This is a genomic window from Haladaptatus sp. T7 (genome assembly GCF_026008575.1).
Classification (GTDB): domain Archaea; phylum Halobacteriota; class Halobacteria; order Halobacteriales; family Haladaptataceae; genus Haladaptatus; species Haladaptatus paucihalophilus.
Window position 1 is genome coordinate 601,671 of the sequence record NZ_BROP01000001.1, and the last position, 16,008, is coordinate 617,678.

At 63.9% G+C, this 16,008-nt stretch carries 17 protein-coding genes; 12 read left to right on the top strand and 5 right to left on the bottom strand.

Going from position 1 to position 16,008, the window contains the following annotated elements; translation table 11 throughout:
* Window positions 1-69 precede the first annotated feature (69 nt).
* Window positions 70-732, top strand: a complete 663-nt coding sequence (locus OPC11_RS03325) for an HAD family hydrolase (RefSeq protein ID WP_264781006.1) — start codon at window positions 70-72, stop codon at window positions 730-732.
* Here the strand turns inward: OPC11_RS03325 and OPC11_RS03330 are convergent.
* Together OPC11_RS03330 and glp are read right to left on the bottom strand one after the other, a co-directional pair.
* Window positions 691-2,643 carry a molybdopterin biosynthesis protein gene (locus OPC11_RS03330; protein WP_264781007.1) on the bottom strand — a complete coding sequence of 651 codons (1,953 nt, stop codon included), beginning with the start codon at window positions 2,641-2,643 and terminating at the stop codon, window positions 691-693. The genes OPC11_RS03325 and OPC11_RS03330 overlap by 42 nt on opposite strands.
* A 55-nt stretch (window positions 2,644-2,698) precedes the next feature.
* Window positions 2,699-3,973 (bottom strand): gephyrin-like molybdotransferase Glp, encoded by a 1,275-nt coding sequence (gene glp / locus OPC11_RS03335; RefSeq protein ID WP_264781008.1) that lies wholly within the window; start codon window positions 3,971-3,973, stop codon window positions 2,699-2,701.
* Between the two features lie 73 nt (window positions 3,974-4,046).
* On the opposite strand from glp, the gene OPC11_RS03340 reads away from it, so the two are divergent.
* From OPC11_RS03340 to OPC11_RS03365, 6 genes are all read left to right on the top strand, one after another.
* Window positions 4,047-4,820 carry a GIDE domain-containing protein gene (locus OPC11_RS03340; protein WP_007977915.1) on the top strand — a complete coding sequence of 258 codons (774 nt, stop codon included), beginning with the start codon at window positions 4,047-4,049 and terminating at the stop codon, window positions 4,818-4,820.
* Window positions 4,821-4,872: 52 nt separating this feature from the next.
* Complete coding sequence (locus OPC11_RS03345; protein ID WP_007977916.1) at window positions 4,873-5,229, top strand: Hsp20/alpha crystallin family protein; 357 nt, start codon at window positions 4,873-4,875, stop codon at window positions 5,227-5,229.
* Between the two features lie 6 nt (window positions 5,230-5,235).
* Window positions 5,236-6,906 (top strand): AarF/ABC1/UbiB kinase family protein, encoded by a 1,671-nt coding sequence (locus OPC11_RS03350; RefSeq protein WP_007977917.1) that lies wholly within the window; start codon window positions 5,236-5,238, stop codon window positions 6,904-6,906.
* 100 nt (window positions 6,907-7,006) lie between these two features.
* The gene (locus tag OPC11_RS03355; protein ID WP_264781009.1) at window positions 7,007-7,381 is read left to right on the top strand and encodes a hypothetical protein; all 375 of its coding nucleotides are present in this window, start codon (window positions 7,007-7,009) and stop codon (window positions 7,379-7,381) included.
* Between the two features lie 98 nt (window positions 7,382-7,479).
* Complete coding sequence (locus OPC11_RS03360; protein ID WP_264781010.1) at window positions 7,480-7,668, top strand: hypothetical protein; 189 nt, start codon at window positions 7,480-7,482, stop codon at window positions 7,666-7,668.
* Window positions 7,669-7,754: 86 nt separating this feature from the next.
* Entirely contained in the window at window positions 7,755-8,825 is a 1,071-nt protein-coding gene (locus tag OPC11_RS03365) for an aminotransferase class I/II-fold pyridoxal phosphate-dependent enzyme (RefSeq protein WP_264781011.1), read from the top strand.
* A gap of 45 nt (window positions 8,826-8,870) precedes the next feature.
* On the opposite strand, the gene OPC11_RS03370 is transcribed toward OPC11_RS03365, so the two are convergent.
* Window positions 8,871-9,500 (bottom strand): RNA ligase partner protein, encoded by a 630-nt coding sequence (locus OPC11_RS03370; protein ID WP_007977926.1) that lies wholly within the window; start codon window positions 9,498-9,500, stop codon window positions 8,871-8,873.
* A 456-nt stretch (window positions 9,501-9,956) separates the two neighbouring features.
* Here OPC11_RS03370 and OPC11_RS03375 point away from each other — a divergent pair, with 456 nt between their 5' ends.
* From OPC11_RS03375 to OPC11_RS03390, 4 genes are all read left to right on the top strand, one after another.
* Complete coding sequence (locus OPC11_RS03375; protein ID WP_007977927.1) at window positions 9,957-10,337, top strand: translation initiation factor IF-5A; 381 nt, start codon at window positions 9,957-9,959, stop codon at window positions 10,335-10,337.
* Window positions 10,338-11,147 carry an agmatinase gene (gene speB / locus OPC11_RS03380; protein WP_007977928.1) on the top strand — a complete coding sequence of 270 codons (810 nt, stop codon included), beginning with the start codon at window positions 10,338-10,340 and terminating at the stop codon, window positions 11,145-11,147.
* A 345-nt stretch (window positions 11,148-11,492) separates the two neighbouring features.
* On the top strand, window positions 11,493-12,263 hold the full coding sequence (locus OPC11_RS03385; RefSeq protein ID WP_264781012.1) for a Nif3-like dinuclear metal center hexameric protein: 771 nt from the start codon (window positions 11,493-11,495) through the stop codon (window positions 12,261-12,263).
* A 385-nt stretch (window positions 12,264-12,648) separates the two neighbouring features.
* Complete coding sequence (locus tag OPC11_RS03390) at window positions 12,649-13,677, top strand: deoxyhypusine synthase (protein WP_264781013.1); 1,029 nt, start codon at window positions 12,649-12,651, stop codon at window positions 13,675-13,677.
* A 12-nt stretch (window positions 13,678-13,689) separates the two neighbouring features.
* Here OPC11_RS03390 and OPC11_RS03395 read toward each other — a convergent pair whose 3' ends face one another.
* Together OPC11_RS03395 and OPC11_RS03400 are read right to left on the bottom strand one after the other, a co-directional pair.
* Window positions 13,690-14,079 (bottom strand): pyridoxamine 5'-phosphate oxidase family protein, encoded by a 390-nt coding sequence (locus OPC11_RS03395; protein ID WP_264781014.1) that lies wholly within the window; start codon window positions 14,077-14,079, stop codon window positions 13,690-13,692.
* 78 nt (window positions 14,080-14,157) lie between these two features.
* Window positions 14,158-14,478, bottom strand: a complete 321-nt coding sequence (locus OPC11_RS03400) for a hypothetical protein (protein ID WP_264781015.1) — start codon at window positions 14,476-14,478, stop codon at window positions 14,158-14,160.
* A 414-nt stretch (window positions 14,479-14,892) separates the two neighbouring features.
* Here OPC11_RS03400 and OPC11_RS03405 point away from each other — a divergent pair, with 414 nt between their 5' ends.
* Window positions 14,893-15,687, top strand: a complete 795-nt coding sequence (locus OPC11_RS03405; RefSeq protein WP_264781016.1) for a potassium channel family protein — start codon at window positions 14,893-14,895, stop codon at window positions 15,685-15,687.
* Window positions 15,688-16,008 lie beyond the last annotated feature (321 nt).

Here is a 16,008-nt window from a genome sequence, read left to right on the forward strand (position 1 = left end):
TTTCGCGCGCCGGACGAGTGGCTCTAGACGAAGACTTATAAGCAAAGGAGCACTACTATATGAACCCCAATGGTCGCCCGTGAGTACGATTTTTGGCTGCTCGATTTGGACGGGACGCTCATCGACATCGACCCGTCGTACGTTCGCTCGGTGTTCGAGCGGGTGAGTGACCGGCTCGGCTACGAGTTTACGGACTACGAATCCGAAATCATCTGGCACGGTCTCGGCGGGTCTCGCGACGCCCAACTCCGACGGTGGGGTCTCGACCCGGTGGAGTTCTGGGAGGCGTTCCACTCCATCGAGGACCCGGAGGTTCGCGCCGAAAACACCTACCTCTACGACGACGCCGCGTTCGTCGCCGACCTCGACTGCCCGGTCGGATTGGTGACCCACTGTCAGCAGTTCCTCACCGACCCGGTGCTCGACGGACTCGACATCCGCGACTGGTTCGATACCGTCGTCTGCTGTGACGAACAACTGGGCTGGAAACCCGACCCCGAACCGGTCGAACACGCGATGGGACAACTCGACGTCAACGGCACCGACCGCGGCGTCCTCGCGGGCGACGGGTCGAGCGACATCGGCGCGGCGTGGAACGCGGGGCTGGATGCGGTCCACGTCGAGCGACACGACCCGACCCGTCGGAGACAGTGCGTCCTCGGCGACTACCGCGTGAACAGCTTCGACGAGCTATGGTCGAACGCCGGACAGACCTTCGAGAACACCGACTAACGTCGAGTCGAGCGCGGCCGCCAGTTCCTCGACGCCCGCCTTTTCCTCGCGGTTCGGATTGACGAGGATGCGAACTCGCTCCTCGCCGAGCGGGACGAACCCGAGGTTGAGTTCGTCCGCCGTCGAGCGCAACCCGAGTCCGGCATCCGCTGTCCCGGCGGCGACCTTTCTGGCCGGACTTTCGTGGGCCTTCACCGTGAGTTCGAATCCGGTGATGGATTCGACGAGTTCGTGGCGCGTCGTTTCGCGCTCCTCGGCGAGGTCGGCGACGGCGTTCCCGAGCGTGGTCCGAAGGCCGGAGTTCGTCCCGCGGTTGATGAATCGGAGGTCGCGGTCCACGAGGTCGGCCAACCCCTCGATGTCGTCTGGGTTGTCGGGAGGAACGATGAGTCCCCACTCGCGGACGTAGGAGGCGAGTTCGGTGCCCGTGCTCGGGGACCGCGATTCCGCATCGCTCGCGGCGTCGCCGCTCGCACGTTCGTCGGACCGTGGTTCCGTCTCCCCGGTCGCCACCGCGAAGTCGGGTACGCCATTCCGGAGGCGGCGCAACCCTTCCCGACTGCCGAACGGGAGGTACCGTGGAGAGTCCAGCGAATCGAGCAGTCGGGAGAGGGCGGGATCGTCCTCGCCGACGCCGAGGACGGACGGCGGGCGAACGTCCGGCGAGAAGAGTCGCACGGAAACCTCCTCACCCTCCGCGAGATAGGCCGTGTCGGGATGCACCGTCACCACGCCGTCGGCCTCCACGAGGCTGGTCGTGGCCCCGCTGCCCTTGTCCACCGGGTAGGCGAGTGTGCGGCCGTGTTCGTCCTCGACCAGACCGGTCGGCATGAGTCGCATTCGGCCCTCGCCGTAGCGCTCCTCGGTCGCCATCCGCGCGTTGACGGTCGCGGTGGCGGGGGCGGGGAGTCCGGCCGCCTCGCGGATGGCAGGGGCGACGAAGGCCCGGAAGATGGTCAGCGCGGAGACGGGGTAGCCCGGCAGGCCGACGTACGCGGAATCGGGGAACCGCCCGATGAGCATCGGCTTGCCGGGTTTGACGGCGACGCCGTGGAGCAGGAGTTCGCCGCGCGATTCGATGACGCGGTAGATGACGTCCACGGCGCTCGCGCTGGTCGAACCGGAAGAGAGCACGAGGTCGCACTCCTCGGAAGCCTCCAACAGTAGGCGCTCCATCTCCTCGTAGTCGTCGCCAGCGTGGGGGTACAGAACGGGGTCGCCGCCCGCCTCTTCGACGGCGGCGGCGATGGTGTAGCTGTTCACGTCGTAGATTTGGCCCGCCTCGTCCGACAGCGGGTTGCCGGGGCGGACGAGTTCGTCGCCCGTGGAGATGATGCCGACGCGGGGCGTTCCGCGGACGGGCACCTCGTCCACGCCGAGGGCCGACAGCAAGCCGATTTCGCGGGCGGTGAGTCGCGTTCCGGGGCCGAGGGCGCGCTGGCCCGCCGCGATGTCCGCCCCGGCCAGCATGGTGTGGTCGCCGGGTGCCACGGCGGTTCGGATTTCGACGCCCGTCCCGTCGTCGCGGTCCACGTAGTCGGTTCGCTCGACCATCACCACCGCGTCCGCGCCGGGCGGCATCACGGCCCCGGTGGAGATCTCGACGGCTTCGCCCTCGCCGACTTCCACGTCGGGTTCCGTCCCGGCGTGAACCTCCCCAACGAGGTCGAGGACGGTTGGGTCGGCCTCGTCCGCTCCGAAGGTATCCCGCGCTTTGACCGCGAAGCCGTCCATGCTCGCGCGGTCGAACCCCGGCACGTCGCGCTCCGCGTCGAACCGCTCGGCCAGCACGCGACCGCGCGCCTCCGTGAGCGCGACCGACTCCGGTTCGGGTGAGAGGTCGAGCGATGCAATCGCCTCGTGCGCTCGTTCCGGTTCGGCGAGGTCGCGGAACTCCTTTCGGTCGGTCACGCGAATCCCCCCGCGGTGAGCGTGACGCTATCGGACGCGGATTGTCCGGTCGAAGTCATGCGGACCACTCCCAGTTCGCCACGGCGACCGTCTCGCCCTCGGGAATCCCCTCGCGTCCTTCGGGAACCTCGACCCAGCCGTCGGCCAGCGCGACGCTGGAGAGGACGCCGGACCCGCTGGCTCGCGTCGGGGTTGCGACCGGTTCGTCGCCCTCGCGGTCCAGCGTCACCCGGACGAACGACCGGACGCCGGGTTCGCTCCGAATCTTGCGTCCGAGGCGGGCGGCGGTCGTCGGGGGGTCCTCCAGCGGGAGGTGACCGGACCACTTCAGCGCGGGGCGGAGGAACTGCATCGCGTTGATGATACAGGCGACGGGATAGCCGGGAAGCATCACGACCGGCGTCCCTTCGACCGCACCCTCGGAACTCGAAGCGTTCCGACTGTTCGCCGAGCCGTGCTCGACGATGCCGAGCGCGACGGGATGGCCCGGTTTCAGCGCGACGCCGTGGACGACGACGTCGCCGATGGAGGAGACGACTTCCGGGAGCAGGTCGCGTGCCCCCACGGAGGACCCGCCGGTCGTGACGACGATATCGTGGTCGAGGTTCGACTCGATGGCCTCGCGGAGTCGGTCCTCGTCGTCGGTCACGACGTCGTGGTAGGTCGCGCTGCCGCCCCACCGCTCGACCAGACGGGTGACGGTGAGGCCGTTCGTCTCGATGACTTCGCCCGGTTCCGGGTCGGCCTGCACCAGTTCCTCGCCGGTCGGAATCACGGCGACGCGCGGCCGGTCGTACACCGTGACCTCGCTCACGCCGACGGATTTCAACATGCCGAGGTCCGACGGGCGAAGTCGATGTCCGGCCTCGTACAGCGATTGGCCCGCCTCCACGTCCTCGCCGACGGGAGCGACGTTTTCGCCCTCCGCCACGGCGTCGAACACCTCGACCTCCTCGCCGAACTCGTCGATTTGCTCTATCATCACCACGGCGTCCGCGCCCTCCGGTACCTCGCTCCCGGTGTGCACTCGAACCGCCGCGCCGGGTGCCATCTCCTCCGCGCGGCGGAGGACCTCGGGCGACCGGCCGCTGGCTCCGAAGGTGTCCTGCGCACGAACCGCGTAGCCGTCCATCGCCGCCCGCGAGTAGTGGGGGACGTTTCGCGGGGCATCGACCGGTTCCGCGAGGATCCGTCCATCCGCGTCGCGGAGCGGGATGGAATCGGTTCGGTCGTGACCGGCGACGACCTCGCGCAATCGGTCGCGCGCCGCCGACACGCGCGTCGTTTCCTTGAACCCGGACCGTTTTCTGTCCGGTTGATGGTCGCTCATATGAACCCGTTCGGGACGATGGGCAAAAAGGGAGCGGGGAACACTTATCGTTCCGTAGACAGCATCGTCCCGCATGGCCCTCCTCAACCACCCGTTCGCCCTCGCCCTCGCCGGTGTCGCCGTCGTTCTCGGCTGCGTGATGATCTGGTACGGCGGGCGCGAACTCGTGCTCGCGTATCGTATCCTCACCAACGACCCGAGCGACGTGATGTCGTTGGGCGACGGCGGCCCGGTCGAAGTCGAAGGGACCGCCCAGCCCGAACGGGGGACCGTCACGTCGCCGTTCACCGGAACGGAGTGTCTCGCCTACGAGTACGTCGTGAAAGAAGAGCGCAACTCGAAGAACGGTCGCCACTGGGAGACCATCGATTCGGGGCGGAACCACACGCCCTTCCGCATCGAGGACGAGACGGCGAGCGCGCTCGTCGATCCGCGCGCGGCCGACTTTCGCTTCAGCGCCGAACGCTCCATCGACGTCCGCGGCGGGACGCGGCCGCCCGAACGGGTCGTGGAGTTCATCCGGCGAAACGACGACGTGGACTCCGAGGAACGAAGCCTCGACCTGAAGGTGGTCGAGTTGAACACGGGAAAGGACCGCAAATACATCGAACGGCGGCTCGACCCCGACGAGTCGGTTCACATCCTCGGCGAGGCGCGCTACGACGCGAGCGCCGGACACGACGCGGGCGAGGTGAACGTCGTCATCGGCCACGGGGAGGATACGCGATTCCTCGTTTCCGACACGGACGAACGCGGCGCGACGTTGCGCGTGGCGTGGAAGGGACTTCCCTTCGTGGTCGCCGGGGTCTTGTTTTTCGCCATCGGCGCGTTCGTGCTCGGATGGTAACACGACCGTCGATACCGTACCCTTTTTCGGTCCTGCCTCCTAACACGGAACTATGTCAGCGCTGCGCGATGCGTTGCGAGAACTCCCGGACGCCGTGTTCGCGGACCTGTTGGAGAACGATGAGGCGTATCTCCTCGTCCTCGATATGCCCGGCGTCACCGAGGAAACTATCGACATCGACGTGACGAATGGCCGCCTCCAGATAGAAGCGCGGCGCGAGAAGAACGTCCCCATGGAGTTCGACTACGTGAGCGAGGAGCGGCCCCTGTTCCTCGACGCCGAACTCCCGCTCCCGCCGGACGCGACCGGCGCGGGTGCGGAAGCCGCGGTGGGTCGTGGCGTCCTCGAAATCACGCTCCCCAAACAGTCGTCGGCTCCCGACGAGTCGGTGCCGGTCACGAGCCGCTAAGCGCGGGTGGTCACACTGGCATTCCTCCGCGCATACCGTCGGTTCGTCGTCGTCGCATGGCACTTCCTGCCGCTGCTGGTGAGCTACGCCCGCGACCGGAACCGATTCCTGTTTTTCGGGTCGTCCCGACGGGTGACCAGCGAGATGCGAATCGAGCGGGCGAACACGCTCCTCGAATCGCTGCTCACCCTCGGCCCGACGTTCATCAAACTCGGGCAGTTGCTCTCGACGCGCCCCGACATCCTCCCGCCGGAGTACGTGGACGAACTCTCGAAGCTTCAGGACGAAGTGCCGCCAGCGCCGTGGGAGGACGCAGAACGGGTCATCGAGGCCGAACTCGGCCCCGTCGAGGATCACTTCGACGAGTTCGACACCGAGGCGATAAGCGGCGCGAGTCTCGGACAGGTGTACGCCGCGCAAATCGACGGCGAGCGCGTCGCCGTGAAGGTCAGACGCCCCGGCATCGAGGAGTTGGTCGAGGCGGACCTGCGGGTCATCCGCTGGTCGCTCCCGCTCCTCATGCGCTTTATCGGACAGGCGCGAGCCTTCTCGCTCGAAAACCTCGCCGACGAGTTCGGCCGCACCATTCGGGAGGAGATGGATTACGGCCGCGAGGCGTCGATGTTGACCGAAATCCGCGAGAACTTCGCGGACGACCCGGACATCGCCATTCCGCGCGTCATCACGAGTCGTTCCGGGTCCCGCGTCCTCACGATGGAGTACCTCGGCGGGACGAAAATAAACCGCGTCGACGAACTCGACGAGGAGGGACTCGACCGCCACGAACTCGCCGAGACGCTCCAGCGGGCGTACCTCCAGATGATAATTCAGGACGGCGTGTTCCACGCCGACCCCCATCCGGGCAACCTCGCCGTCACGGACGACGGGCGCATCATCTTCTACGACTTCGGCATGAGCGGGCGGGTGGACGAGTTCATCCAGCGCAAAATCGTGGACTTCTACATCGCGGTGGCGAACCAGGACATCGAGGGCATCCTCGACGCCCTCATCGAGATGGGGACCCTCAGCCCGGAAGCCGACCGGGTGACGATGGGGAAGGTGATGGAACTCGCCATCGAGGACGCGCGGGGCGAGGACATCGAGACCTACCGCGTCCAACAAATCGTCTCGCAAGTCGAAGACACGATTTACGAGTTCCCGCTCCGGTTGCCGTCGAACCTCGCGCTCGTTCTCCGCGTGGCGACGGTCGTGGAAGGGGTCTGTGTCACGCTCGACCCCGGCTTCGACTTCATCGCGGTGGCGACGGAGTACCTCACCGAGGAGGGCTACCGCGAGGAGTCCATCAAGCAGTACGTCTCCGAAACGGGCGACCAACTGCAAGCGTCGGCCCAGTCGCTCGTTCGGACGCCGCCGAAACTGGAACGGGCGCTGGACCGCATCGACCGCGACGACCTCTACGCCCGCGTCAGCATCGAGGACAACAACGACGTGTTCGACCTGCTGGCCAAACGCCTCATCTACGGCATCCTCCTCGCCTTCGGCGGGTTGACGACGGCGGTGCTGTACGCCGCGGAAGCGTTCCCCGCCGCCGCGGTGGCCGGAGTTATCTCGCTGTTCATCACCCTCCTGCTCTACCGCTCGTTCCGCAAGCGGCGCGGGATTCGGGCGACGCCGCAGTTCACGCGCCAGAACCTGCGGGATCGAGGCGGGGAGTAGGAACTCGTTGACGCCGTTGCCGTCTTGGAGTTCGTCGTCCGCCACCTACTGTCATATGGGTTTCAATATCCTTTTTGCACGCCGGAGACACGTTGAAGATGTGACTACAACCGTCCGGTCCGCCGCCACGAACACCGAGAGCCACTGGTGGATACTCCTCCTCCCGAGTCTGCTGTTGTCAGTTTCCGCCACGCTCGGCCTATCGGTTTCCGCGATTGCCTTCCGCCTCGAACCGTCGAGTACCCTCTCGTACCTTCCGCCGCTGGTCGGACTCGTTCTCGCTCTCGCGTATTTCACCGCCCCCGCCGCCGTCGCAGTCGGAATTCACTTCGACCGGCGGTACATCGCGTCGGTGTCAGAGTGGGAACCTCGGTCCGAATACACCCTCCTCGGCCTCGCCATGTGGTTCGGTATCGGCATCCCCCTCGGTCTGCTGTACCTCTACCGCCGTCACAAGTACGTCGGCGTTCCCTGAATCGAGCGAAATCACCTCGGTTGGTTCCGTCGCTAAACAAATTTCGTCCCACGGACGGTGCCGTGATTTAATACCTCCCGGACGGAATTGGCACGACGATGAGCACTGAGTCTCGTCGCGTCCGCGGCAACGTCATCGGTATCGTATCCATACTGCTCGCCGCGGTGGCGGTACAACTCAGTGGGTCGCCGCTCCCGGATTTCCTCGGTCTCGATGCGTTCGTTTGGTTTGATGTGGTGGGTGCCGGGGTGCTTATACTCCACACGAGCGGCGTTTTCGAGGAGTGAATTCTCGGCCCAGGAGGGGCGCTCTATCGAAACGCACGAGCTGCCCCATTCCGTAGCTTTTCGACCGACCGCGCCCAAGTCCGGGTATGAACATCGAACCCTTCGGCTTGGAGCGCTGGTTCGCCGAGTACGAACACGAGGCCGACATCATGCTGGCCGAGAGCGGCATCCGAAGCCTCGACGCCGACCGCTTCGATTTGAACCCCGGCGAGTTGGGCTACGTCATCCCGACGAACGGGGACCCCGAATTCCGCGCCGAGGTCGGCGAGCGCTACGGTCGGAGCGAAGACGAAGTGCTGTTCACCTGCGGAACGCAGGAAGCGAACTTTCTGGCGTTCCTCAGTCTGCTGGACGATGATGGACACGCAGTGGTTGTCACACCGACCTACCAAGCACTCCACGCCGTCCCCGAGTCGATGGGCGAGGTGAGCAGGGTGTGGCTCGAACCGCCGGAGTGGGAACTCGACGTGGACGCCGTCGCCGACGCGATTCGGGAGGATACGAACGTCGTCGTCCTCAACAACCCGAACAATCCGACCGGCCGGTACCATCCGCAGGAGAAGGTCGAGGCCGTCTACGACCTCGCGGAAGACGCCGGGGCGTACCTGCTCTGTGACGAGGTGTACCGACTGCTCGCGTCCGACCCCGTGGACCCCGTGGCCAGCATGGGCGAGTACGGCATCAGCACGACGAGTCTCACGAAGGCCTACGGACTCGCTGGCCTGCGGTTCGGCTGGCTCGTCGGGGCGGAAGAGGTCGTCGAAAGTGCGTGGGAGTGGAAGGACTACACCACCATCTCGCCGGGTATCATCGACCAGCACGTCGCTCGGCAGGCGCTCGGCGAGCACGAAGACGACATTCTCGCGGAAAACCGCAAGTTGGCGGCGAGCAACCGCGACCGCGTGCGCGAGTTCGTGGACGAACACGGACTGGAGTGGTACGACCCGGTCGGCGTCAACGGGTTCGTTCGGATTCCGGACGGGTTCGAAGACGCCGAGGCGTTCTGTCGCGGCGTCGTGGAAGAGGAGAGCGTCGTCCTCGCGCCGGGGACCCTGTTCGGCTACGACCGGTACTTCCGCATCGGGTTCGGACTGCCCGCCGAGGAGTTAGAAGACGGATTAGGACGCGTCGAATCGTTCCTCGAACGGCACGCGTAACCGGATTTTGGCGACGAGAGGGAGTTCGTTCCGTTTAATTCGAAATCACATCTCTTCGCTCGCGTCGAGGTACGATTCGAGGAGCGGCGGGAAGTCGCGGCCGCGGAGGTAGCGCAGGCCGAAATCCTCGGCCCAGTTGATGATGCCGGTGTCCTCGGTGACGACGCCCGCGTCGAGTTCGCGGGCGAGGATGAGCAGGTCGAAGTCCTCGCGGGAGTCCAGGACGCCGCGGCGGAGCGTGGAACGGTACTGGCTTCTGAGGTCGGAGATGACCGTCCCCACGTCGGCCTGTCCGTTGTCGGACGCTTCCCTGACGGCGTTTTCGGACACGCGGAGTCCCTTGTCCACGCGGCCGCTCATCTCGTCGATGAACCGGTAGACGAGATCGGCGGGAATCATCACCTCGAAGCGGGCGGGGTTCTTCTTGATGACCCACGTTTCGAGTTTCGAGAGGACGGGCTCCGAGACGCCGCGCTCTTCGAGGATGGCGGTGAGTTCGTCGTGAACGGAGGGCGGAATGTAACAGGAGATGTTGAGCGCGAGTTTCGCGGTGGCGATGGAGTCGAGAAGTCGTTCGATGGCGTCCTCCAATCCCTCGTCTCCGACGCGGATTTCCTCGGAGAGGAAGACGGATGTATCGAGGACGAACCGCTGTTTCAGCGGATGTTCCGGCATATGTGGCGATTCGAGCCGAGAAGCAAAAGTCCTTCCATGACATTTGTTCACATCCAACATGTGCGAACTCCTGAAAAAGGTTCATAACCATCGATGACCAAGGTTCAGTTGTAGCAGGAACTCCGAGAACAAACCGGATGGTTTCCGTCGATTAGGCAGAAACGCGGAGCAAACACCAAGTCGTCGGTCAAACGACAACGAGGTCAACGCTCCGACGGAAAACCGAAGCGACGCGATAATCGTCCGCAAGGACGGTCGTGAAGACCAAGTAACGGACGGCGTGAAAACGGCGTTCGTGAAACTGGCGCAAGCCAGCCACGGTCGTAGGCGTCGTGGAAAACGTTTCCCATCCGGGTTCTATTCGGGGTTTCTGTGTATTCTTCACTCTCGACACCGATGGAGCGACAGCGGAGCGTTTCCAAACGGTTTATACCGACGGGAGGGCAATTCCGCGATATGGCGAAAGAGCAAAAGGAAGTCCGCGAGCTTAAAGAAGGCAACTACCTGATGATGGACGACGCCGCGTGCGTCATTAACTCTTACAGCACGGCAAAGCCCGGCAAACACGGCAGCGCGAAGGCCCGAATCGAGGGCAAAGGCGTTTTCGACGGCAAGAAGCGAAGCCTGAGCCAGCCCGTCGACGCGAAGATCTGGGTCCCGATCATCAACCGCAAACAGGGACAGGTCGTCAGCGTCGAAAGCGAAACCGTCGCACAGGTCATGGACCTCGACACCTACGAGACCATCACCATCAAGACGCCCGAGGGAATGGACATCTCGCCCGACGACACCATCGAGTACCTCGAGATGGAAGAACAACGTAAAATCGTACGTTAAATGTTCCCCGGCGCGTCTACCGACCGCGGACATGCGGACTTCGTGGTGGTGGGTGCGCCGCTCGACGTGTCCACCACGTTTCAACCCGGTACACGGTTCGGTCCCGACGAAATCCGGAAGTTTGCTCGGACGTTCGACGACTACGACCACCGAACCGGGCAGTATTTTTCCGATTGTTCAGTGCACGACCACGGTGACGTGTACGCGTGGGACGACGCCGAGGAGTACGTGGAGTACCTCGAAGGCGTCGTCACCGACGTAGTTTGGGACGACGCCGTTCCGCTCCTCCTCGGGGGCGAACACACCGTCACGGGGGCGGCCGTTCGCGCGACCGACCCCGACGTGTTCGTCTGCCTCGACGCCCACCTCGACTTGCGCGAGGAGTACGACGGCAACCCGTTGAGCCACGCGACCGTCACCCGCCACGTCCTCGACGTCGCCGACGAAGCGATTATCTTGGGCGCTCGAACCGGCAGCGAAGAAGAGTGGGAGCGCGCCGCGAAATCGGACGTGACCGTCGTGCCGCCGGAAGACGTGGCCGACTGGCAGCCCGATTTCGACGGCACCGCGTACCTCAGCGTGGACATCGACGGCGCTGACCCCGCGTTCGCGCCCGGCACCGGCACGATGGAACCGTTCGGCCTGTCGCCGCGAGAGATGCGCGACGTCGTGCGCGACGTCGCCGAAACGACGGACGTCGTCGGCTTCGATGTCGTCGAAGTGAACGACCGCGACGACGGCCAAGCGGCCTCCCTCGCCGGAAAGCTGTTGCGCGAGTTCGTGTTTTCACACGCCGGAACGACGGACTGAGCATCGTACCCGAAACGGGAGTTTGCAGTCATTTTTGAAAGACAGCAAGACAGCGAACGAGAGCGGATTGCAGAGATGCCGCTCCGTAGTCGAAACGGTCGTCCCGAAAAGCGGAGAGGCGCGGTTAGAGCGCGCGCCGTACTTTGCGCATGATACGTCGCCTGAACCGTCGTGGAAGACGTCGCCACGTAGACATGGCCTTACGGAGCTTGCTCATAACGAACACCTCGTCTGTCGCTTTTCCCCTGATGGGGACCTAAATATCGTCCCGGAAACCCCTTAACCGTGATGGCAGGCCGCGTGAAAGCCGGGGCATACAAGCCGTCGGAACCACGAGTGTCACGCATGAACCTCGCCGAACTCACCCAGCGGTACGACGACCGACTTCGAACAGGGGACTTCGCCGACATCGACGCCAGCGCGAACGGGCTACAGGTCGGCCCGGACGACCCCGAGTCCGTCGCCGTGGAACGCGTCGCGTTCGCCGTGGACGCCGCGGAACAGACCATCGAGGAAGCGGTGGAGTGGGGTGCGGACGCGCTGGTCGTCCACCACGGACTCTCGTGGGGCGGTATCGAGCGCGTCACGGGGCGCGACTACCGACGAATCGCGCCACTCATCGAGAACGACGTAGCGCTGTACGTGTCCCACCTCCCGCTCGACTCCCATCCCGAACTCGGCAACGCGGCAGGCATCGCCGACCTGCTCGGACTCGAATCGCGCGAGCCGTTCGGTCGGATGGGACCGGAACACATCGGCCAACAGGGTCATGGCGAATTCACGAGGGAGGAACTGGGCGAGCTGTTGGCCGACGAACTCGACACCGGTGGGCAAGGCGTACGAGGGTTCGATTTCGGTCCCGACGAGATCGAACACGTCGCCATCGTCACCGGCAGCGGTGCGGACTGGTTGGACGAGGCCGTCGACGTCGGCGCGGACGCGCTCGTTACCGGCGAAGGGAAACAGAAGGTCTACCACGAGGCGCGGGAGGCCGAACTGAACGTCTTCCTCGCGGGACATTACGCGACGGAGACGTTCGGCGTGCGCTCGCTCGAATCGCTCGCCGAGGACTGGGGCATGGTGACAACCTTCATCGACGCGCCAACTGGTCTGTAACTACACAGTCGCCGACCTACAACTACTCACGCGACCACGTACAACTACTCCTCCACTGACATACAACTACTCGTGTTCGGTAGCTGATTTTTCGTCGTTCGTCATACGATTTCGTCGAAACAGGAGGTATTAAAAGGGGTGGCGACGAGGAAACGGACGTGTCCTGCGGGTTTCTACGGCCCGAGAGGACCGCCGGAACCATCGAGGTCACGTTCCGGTCTCGCCGGACACGGGCCGCCGCCGACCGGCCCCGATAGCCGAACTTCGGTTACGGCTAATCGAAGCGCCGCTGGCCGCTGACCTCGCGCCACGCGCGCCCTCGTGGCAGTCGGCAACACAGTTTCTAACCGGGACATTGAATCGCCTGTAGCCGACACTGTGGAGTATGAACGACGACCACGGCGACGGAGACGACCACGGCGAACATCACGTCCACCGCGAGGAGTTTCACCACGACCCGATAGCCCACGCGGAAGTGCGTGCGGGCATGACCGTCGGCGAACTGGCCGACGAGTACGGGGCCGCGGGTGTCGGTGCCGCGAACCTCCACAAGGCCGTGGACATCTACGCCGACATGCTCTCCGACGACGTGACCAACTTCTTCGGCCTCGCGGGCGCGATGGTGCCGACCGGCATGCGCAAAATCGTCGCAGACCTCATCCGCGACGGGCACATCGACGCGCTGGTGACGACGGGCGCGAACCTCACCCACGACGCCATCGAGGGCATCGGGGGAAAGCACCACCACGGAAGAGATGAGCAGGACGACAAATCCATGCGCGAACACGACGAGCAACTGCGCGACGAGGAAGTGGACCGAATCTACAACGTCTATCTTCCACAAGAGCACTTCGCGCTGTTCGAGTCCCACCTCCGCTCTGAAGTGTTCCCGAACATCGAGGAGACGGTCACCATCCAGCGCATGGTCGAGGAACTCGGCCGCGCGAACAGCGACGTAAACGAACGGGAGGGAATCGAGGAAGACGCCGGAATCGCCGCCGCGGCCTACGAGAACGACGTTCCCATCTACTGTCCGGCAGTGCAGGATTCAGTTCTCGGCTTGCAGGCGTGGATGTACTCCCAGACCTCCGATTTCCAACTGGACGCGCTGAAAGACATGACCCACCTCACGGACCTCGCGTTCGAGGCAGAGACTTCCGGCGCGATGGTGGTCGGCGGCGGCGTGCCCAAAAACTACGTCCTTCAGACGATGCTCGTCTCGCCCAAGGCCTACGACTACGCCGTCCAGTTGACGATGGATCCGCCACAGACCGGCGGCCTCTCCGGTGCCACGCTGGACGAAGCGCGCTCGTGGGGCAAACTCGAAAAGGCCGCCCGAAACGTCTCCGTCTACGCCGACGCGACCATCACGCTTCCGCTGGTCGTCGCCGCCGCGCGGGAGCGAATCGAGTAGAGTAATCGAAAATCAGTAGCGGGTAAACGTCCCCGACCCGACTTCGATTTTCACGAGCGTGTTCTCGGGGTAAGCGTCCGCGTCCGCACCGTATCGCGGGTTGATTCGCTCGGCGGCTTTGAGCGTCTCCTCCTCGTCCTCGACGACCATCGCCGTTCCCTGCATCGTGACCTTCCACTCCGCCCGTCCGGCGGTGTCCTGCTGGACCGAAACCGCGACGTGCGGGTTCTCACGGATGTTCGCCAGTTTCCGACCGCCGGTGAGAATCGAGACCGTTCCGTCGTCGTAGTGGTACCAGACCGGCGCGACGTGCGGTCTGTCGTCGGAACACGTTGCGAGGTGCGCCATCACGGATTCCTCCGCGAGGCACGCTTCGGCGTCGTCGGGGAGAACGTCTGCCATAGTTGAAGAGAGGGACGGGAGAAGAAAAGCGGTTTCGTAGCGACTCTATTCCTGACAGTTTCGTTCGAGAAGTGCCGGTTACACCGCGTCGTCCGGGTCGTGGCGCTCGCGCATGCGCTCCGCTTCCTTCGCGTACCGATCACTGGTTTCGGCGTCGGTGACGGGCGTCAAACGCTCCGATTCGACCGTGATTGCCGCCGTCACTTCCGGTCCCGGCGCGGTTCCGAACCGATTGAACGCCCGTTCCTTCTGCAGGTAGCGAGCACCGTCCGGCGTCGCGTAGACCGTCACCAAGATGTGCGGCGAATCCGCCGAGAACGTCCGTTCGACCATCCAGACCCGTTCGGTTCGCCCCGACTCGGAAACGGCGTGTTCCGACCCGGATTCGTCTGCGTGCATGCGGCTATATTCGACCTCCGCGGCCTTGTACACTGACAGTAATTCCCGGCTCCCGAGAACGGACGGGGCACCCGCAACCCGATGAAGGGCGACGGAAACGCTCTTTTCCCCGGTGTCCCTATCGCCGGATGGCCGATGACGAGAACGGCGTTCCGAACCGGCGTGGCGGCCGGTTATGACGAACCCTATGAGTGCCGAGGCCGACCAATTACCGGAAGGGAACCCGTCTCGAAAATCCGTTTCCGTCCTTCCCGGGAAATCAGTAGGATGCTTCGATGACTAAGGCACCTGACGCTCCCCACCTGTCCCCGGAAACCCAGCGACTGGTCGGTGCTATTCTTTATCTCCCGCTCTGTATTCCATTGTATGGGGAGTCACGGAGCGCTACGAGCACCACGCGATTTTCGAGAGCGGGTGCAGTTTTACCTCGTAGACCACCGAACGCCGCTCGGGAAGGCGATCGATATCTGGCTACTGGTGTTGAACCTGCTGTTCGTCGGCGTCTTCGTCGCACAAACGTACTCCGTTTCGGCGACGACGGAGGCGTGGCTGTGGCGATTCGAAGTCGGCATCGCACTCGTGTTCGTGGTGGAGTACGTCCTCAGGCTGTACGGTGCCCAGAACCGCCTCGCGGAGTTCACGAACCCGTATACGATGGTCGATTTGCTATCGGTGCTCCCAACGATGGCCGTGTTGTTCCTGCCTATTCCCGTGATCATCATCAATATCGGGTTCCTCCGGGTCATTCGCGTCGTTCGGGTGCTTCGATTCTACCGCTTTACGCAGGACGAGGAGTTCTTCTTCGGAACCGTGTCGGTCGGTACCCTCCGGACCATGAAACTCCTGCTGACGGTGTTGGTCATCTTCTTCGTCTCCGCAGGCCTGTTCTTCAGCGTCGAGTACCGGGTGAATCCCGCCGTGAACAACTTCGGTGACGCGTTCTACTACACGGTCGTAACCCTCACGACCGTCGGGTTCGGCGACATAATTCCGCTCACCTGGATGGGCCGGTGGGTGACGGTGGCTGGCGTGCTCGCCGCTATCATCCTCGTCCCGTGGCAGGCCGGGAAGATAGTTCGAGAATGGGCGCACAGGGAGAAAGTCAACGTCACGTGCCCCCAGTGTGGTCTCTCCTACCACGACCCGGATGCGTCGCACTGTAAAGCGTGCGGGCACGTCATCTATCAGGAGTACGACTCGCGGCAATAGGAGAGAGGATAGAGAAACCGCATACGTTCCCGATATCTTCGACCACCCCGTTGGCGGCAACGGGAGCAGTTCGAAACCGCCCGCAAGTCACAATCAACTATTGACATTTGTGGTGGCGATTCGACCGACTGAATACCCCAACTGATTTGTACCTGTACTGACTTCAGCGTGTGAACGAATCTTTAGTATCGAATCTGATAATTGGGTCAGGGAACTTCATTCACAACCATGACACGAAACAACGGTCGTACTCGTGCGGTCCTTTTGGTAACGGTGTTGCTGCTGTCGGTCGTTATCGGCGTCATCCCGTTCTCGAAGACG

Bases quoted from the DNA above. Each gene is read 5' to 3' on its own strand.
- OPC11_RS03325 (WP_264781006.1), top strand. From the start codon at position 70: ATGGTCGCCCGTGAGTACGATTTTTGGCTGCTCGATTTGGACGGGACG.
- glp (WP_264781008.1), bottom strand. From the start codon at position 3,973: ATGAGCGACCATCAACCGGACAGAAAACGGTCCGGGTTCAAGGAAACG.
- OPC11_RS03340 (WP_007977915.1), top strand. From the start codon at position 4,047: ATGGCCCTCCTCAACCACCCGTTCGCCCTCGCCCTCGCCGGTGTCGCC.
- OPC11_RS03345 (WP_007977916.1), top strand. From the start codon at position 4,873: ATGTCAGCGCTGCGCGATGCGTTGCGAGAACTCCCGGACGCCGTGTTC.
- OPC11_RS03360 (WP_264781010.1), top strand. From the start codon at position 7,480: ATGAGCACTGAGTCTCGTCGCGTCCGCGGCAACGTCATCGGTATCGTA.
- OPC11_RS03365 (WP_264781011.1), top strand. From the start codon at position 7,755: ATGAACATCGAACCCTTCGGCTTGGAGCGCTGGTTCGCCGAGTACGAA.
- OPC11_RS03370 (WP_007977926.1), bottom strand. From the start codon at position 9,500: ATGCCGGAACATCCGCTGAAACAGCGGTTCGTCCTCGATACATCCGTC.
- OPC11_RS03375 (WP_007977927.1), top strand. From the start codon at position 9,957: ATGGCGAAAGAGCAAAAGGAAGTCCGCGAGCTTAAAGAAGGCAACTAC.
- speB (WP_007977928.1), top strand. From the start codon at position 10,338: ATGTTCCCCGGCGCGTCTACCGACCGCGGACATGCGGACTTCGTGGTG.
- OPC11_RS03385 (WP_264781012.1), top strand. From the start codon at position 11,493: ATGAACCTCGCCGAACTCACCCAGCGGTACGACGACCGACTTCGAACA.
- OPC11_RS03390 (WP_264781013.1), top strand. From the start codon at position 12,649: ATGAACGACGACCACGGCGACGGAGACGACCACGGCGAACATCACGTC.
- OPC11_RS03395 (WP_264781014.1), bottom strand. From the start codon at position 14,079: ATGGCAGACGTTCTCCCCGACGACGCCGAAGCGTGCCTCGCGGAGGAA.
- OPC11_RS03400 (WP_264781015.1), bottom strand. From the start codon at position 14,478: ATGCACGCAGACGAATCCGGGTCGGAACACGCCGTTTCCGAGTCGGGG.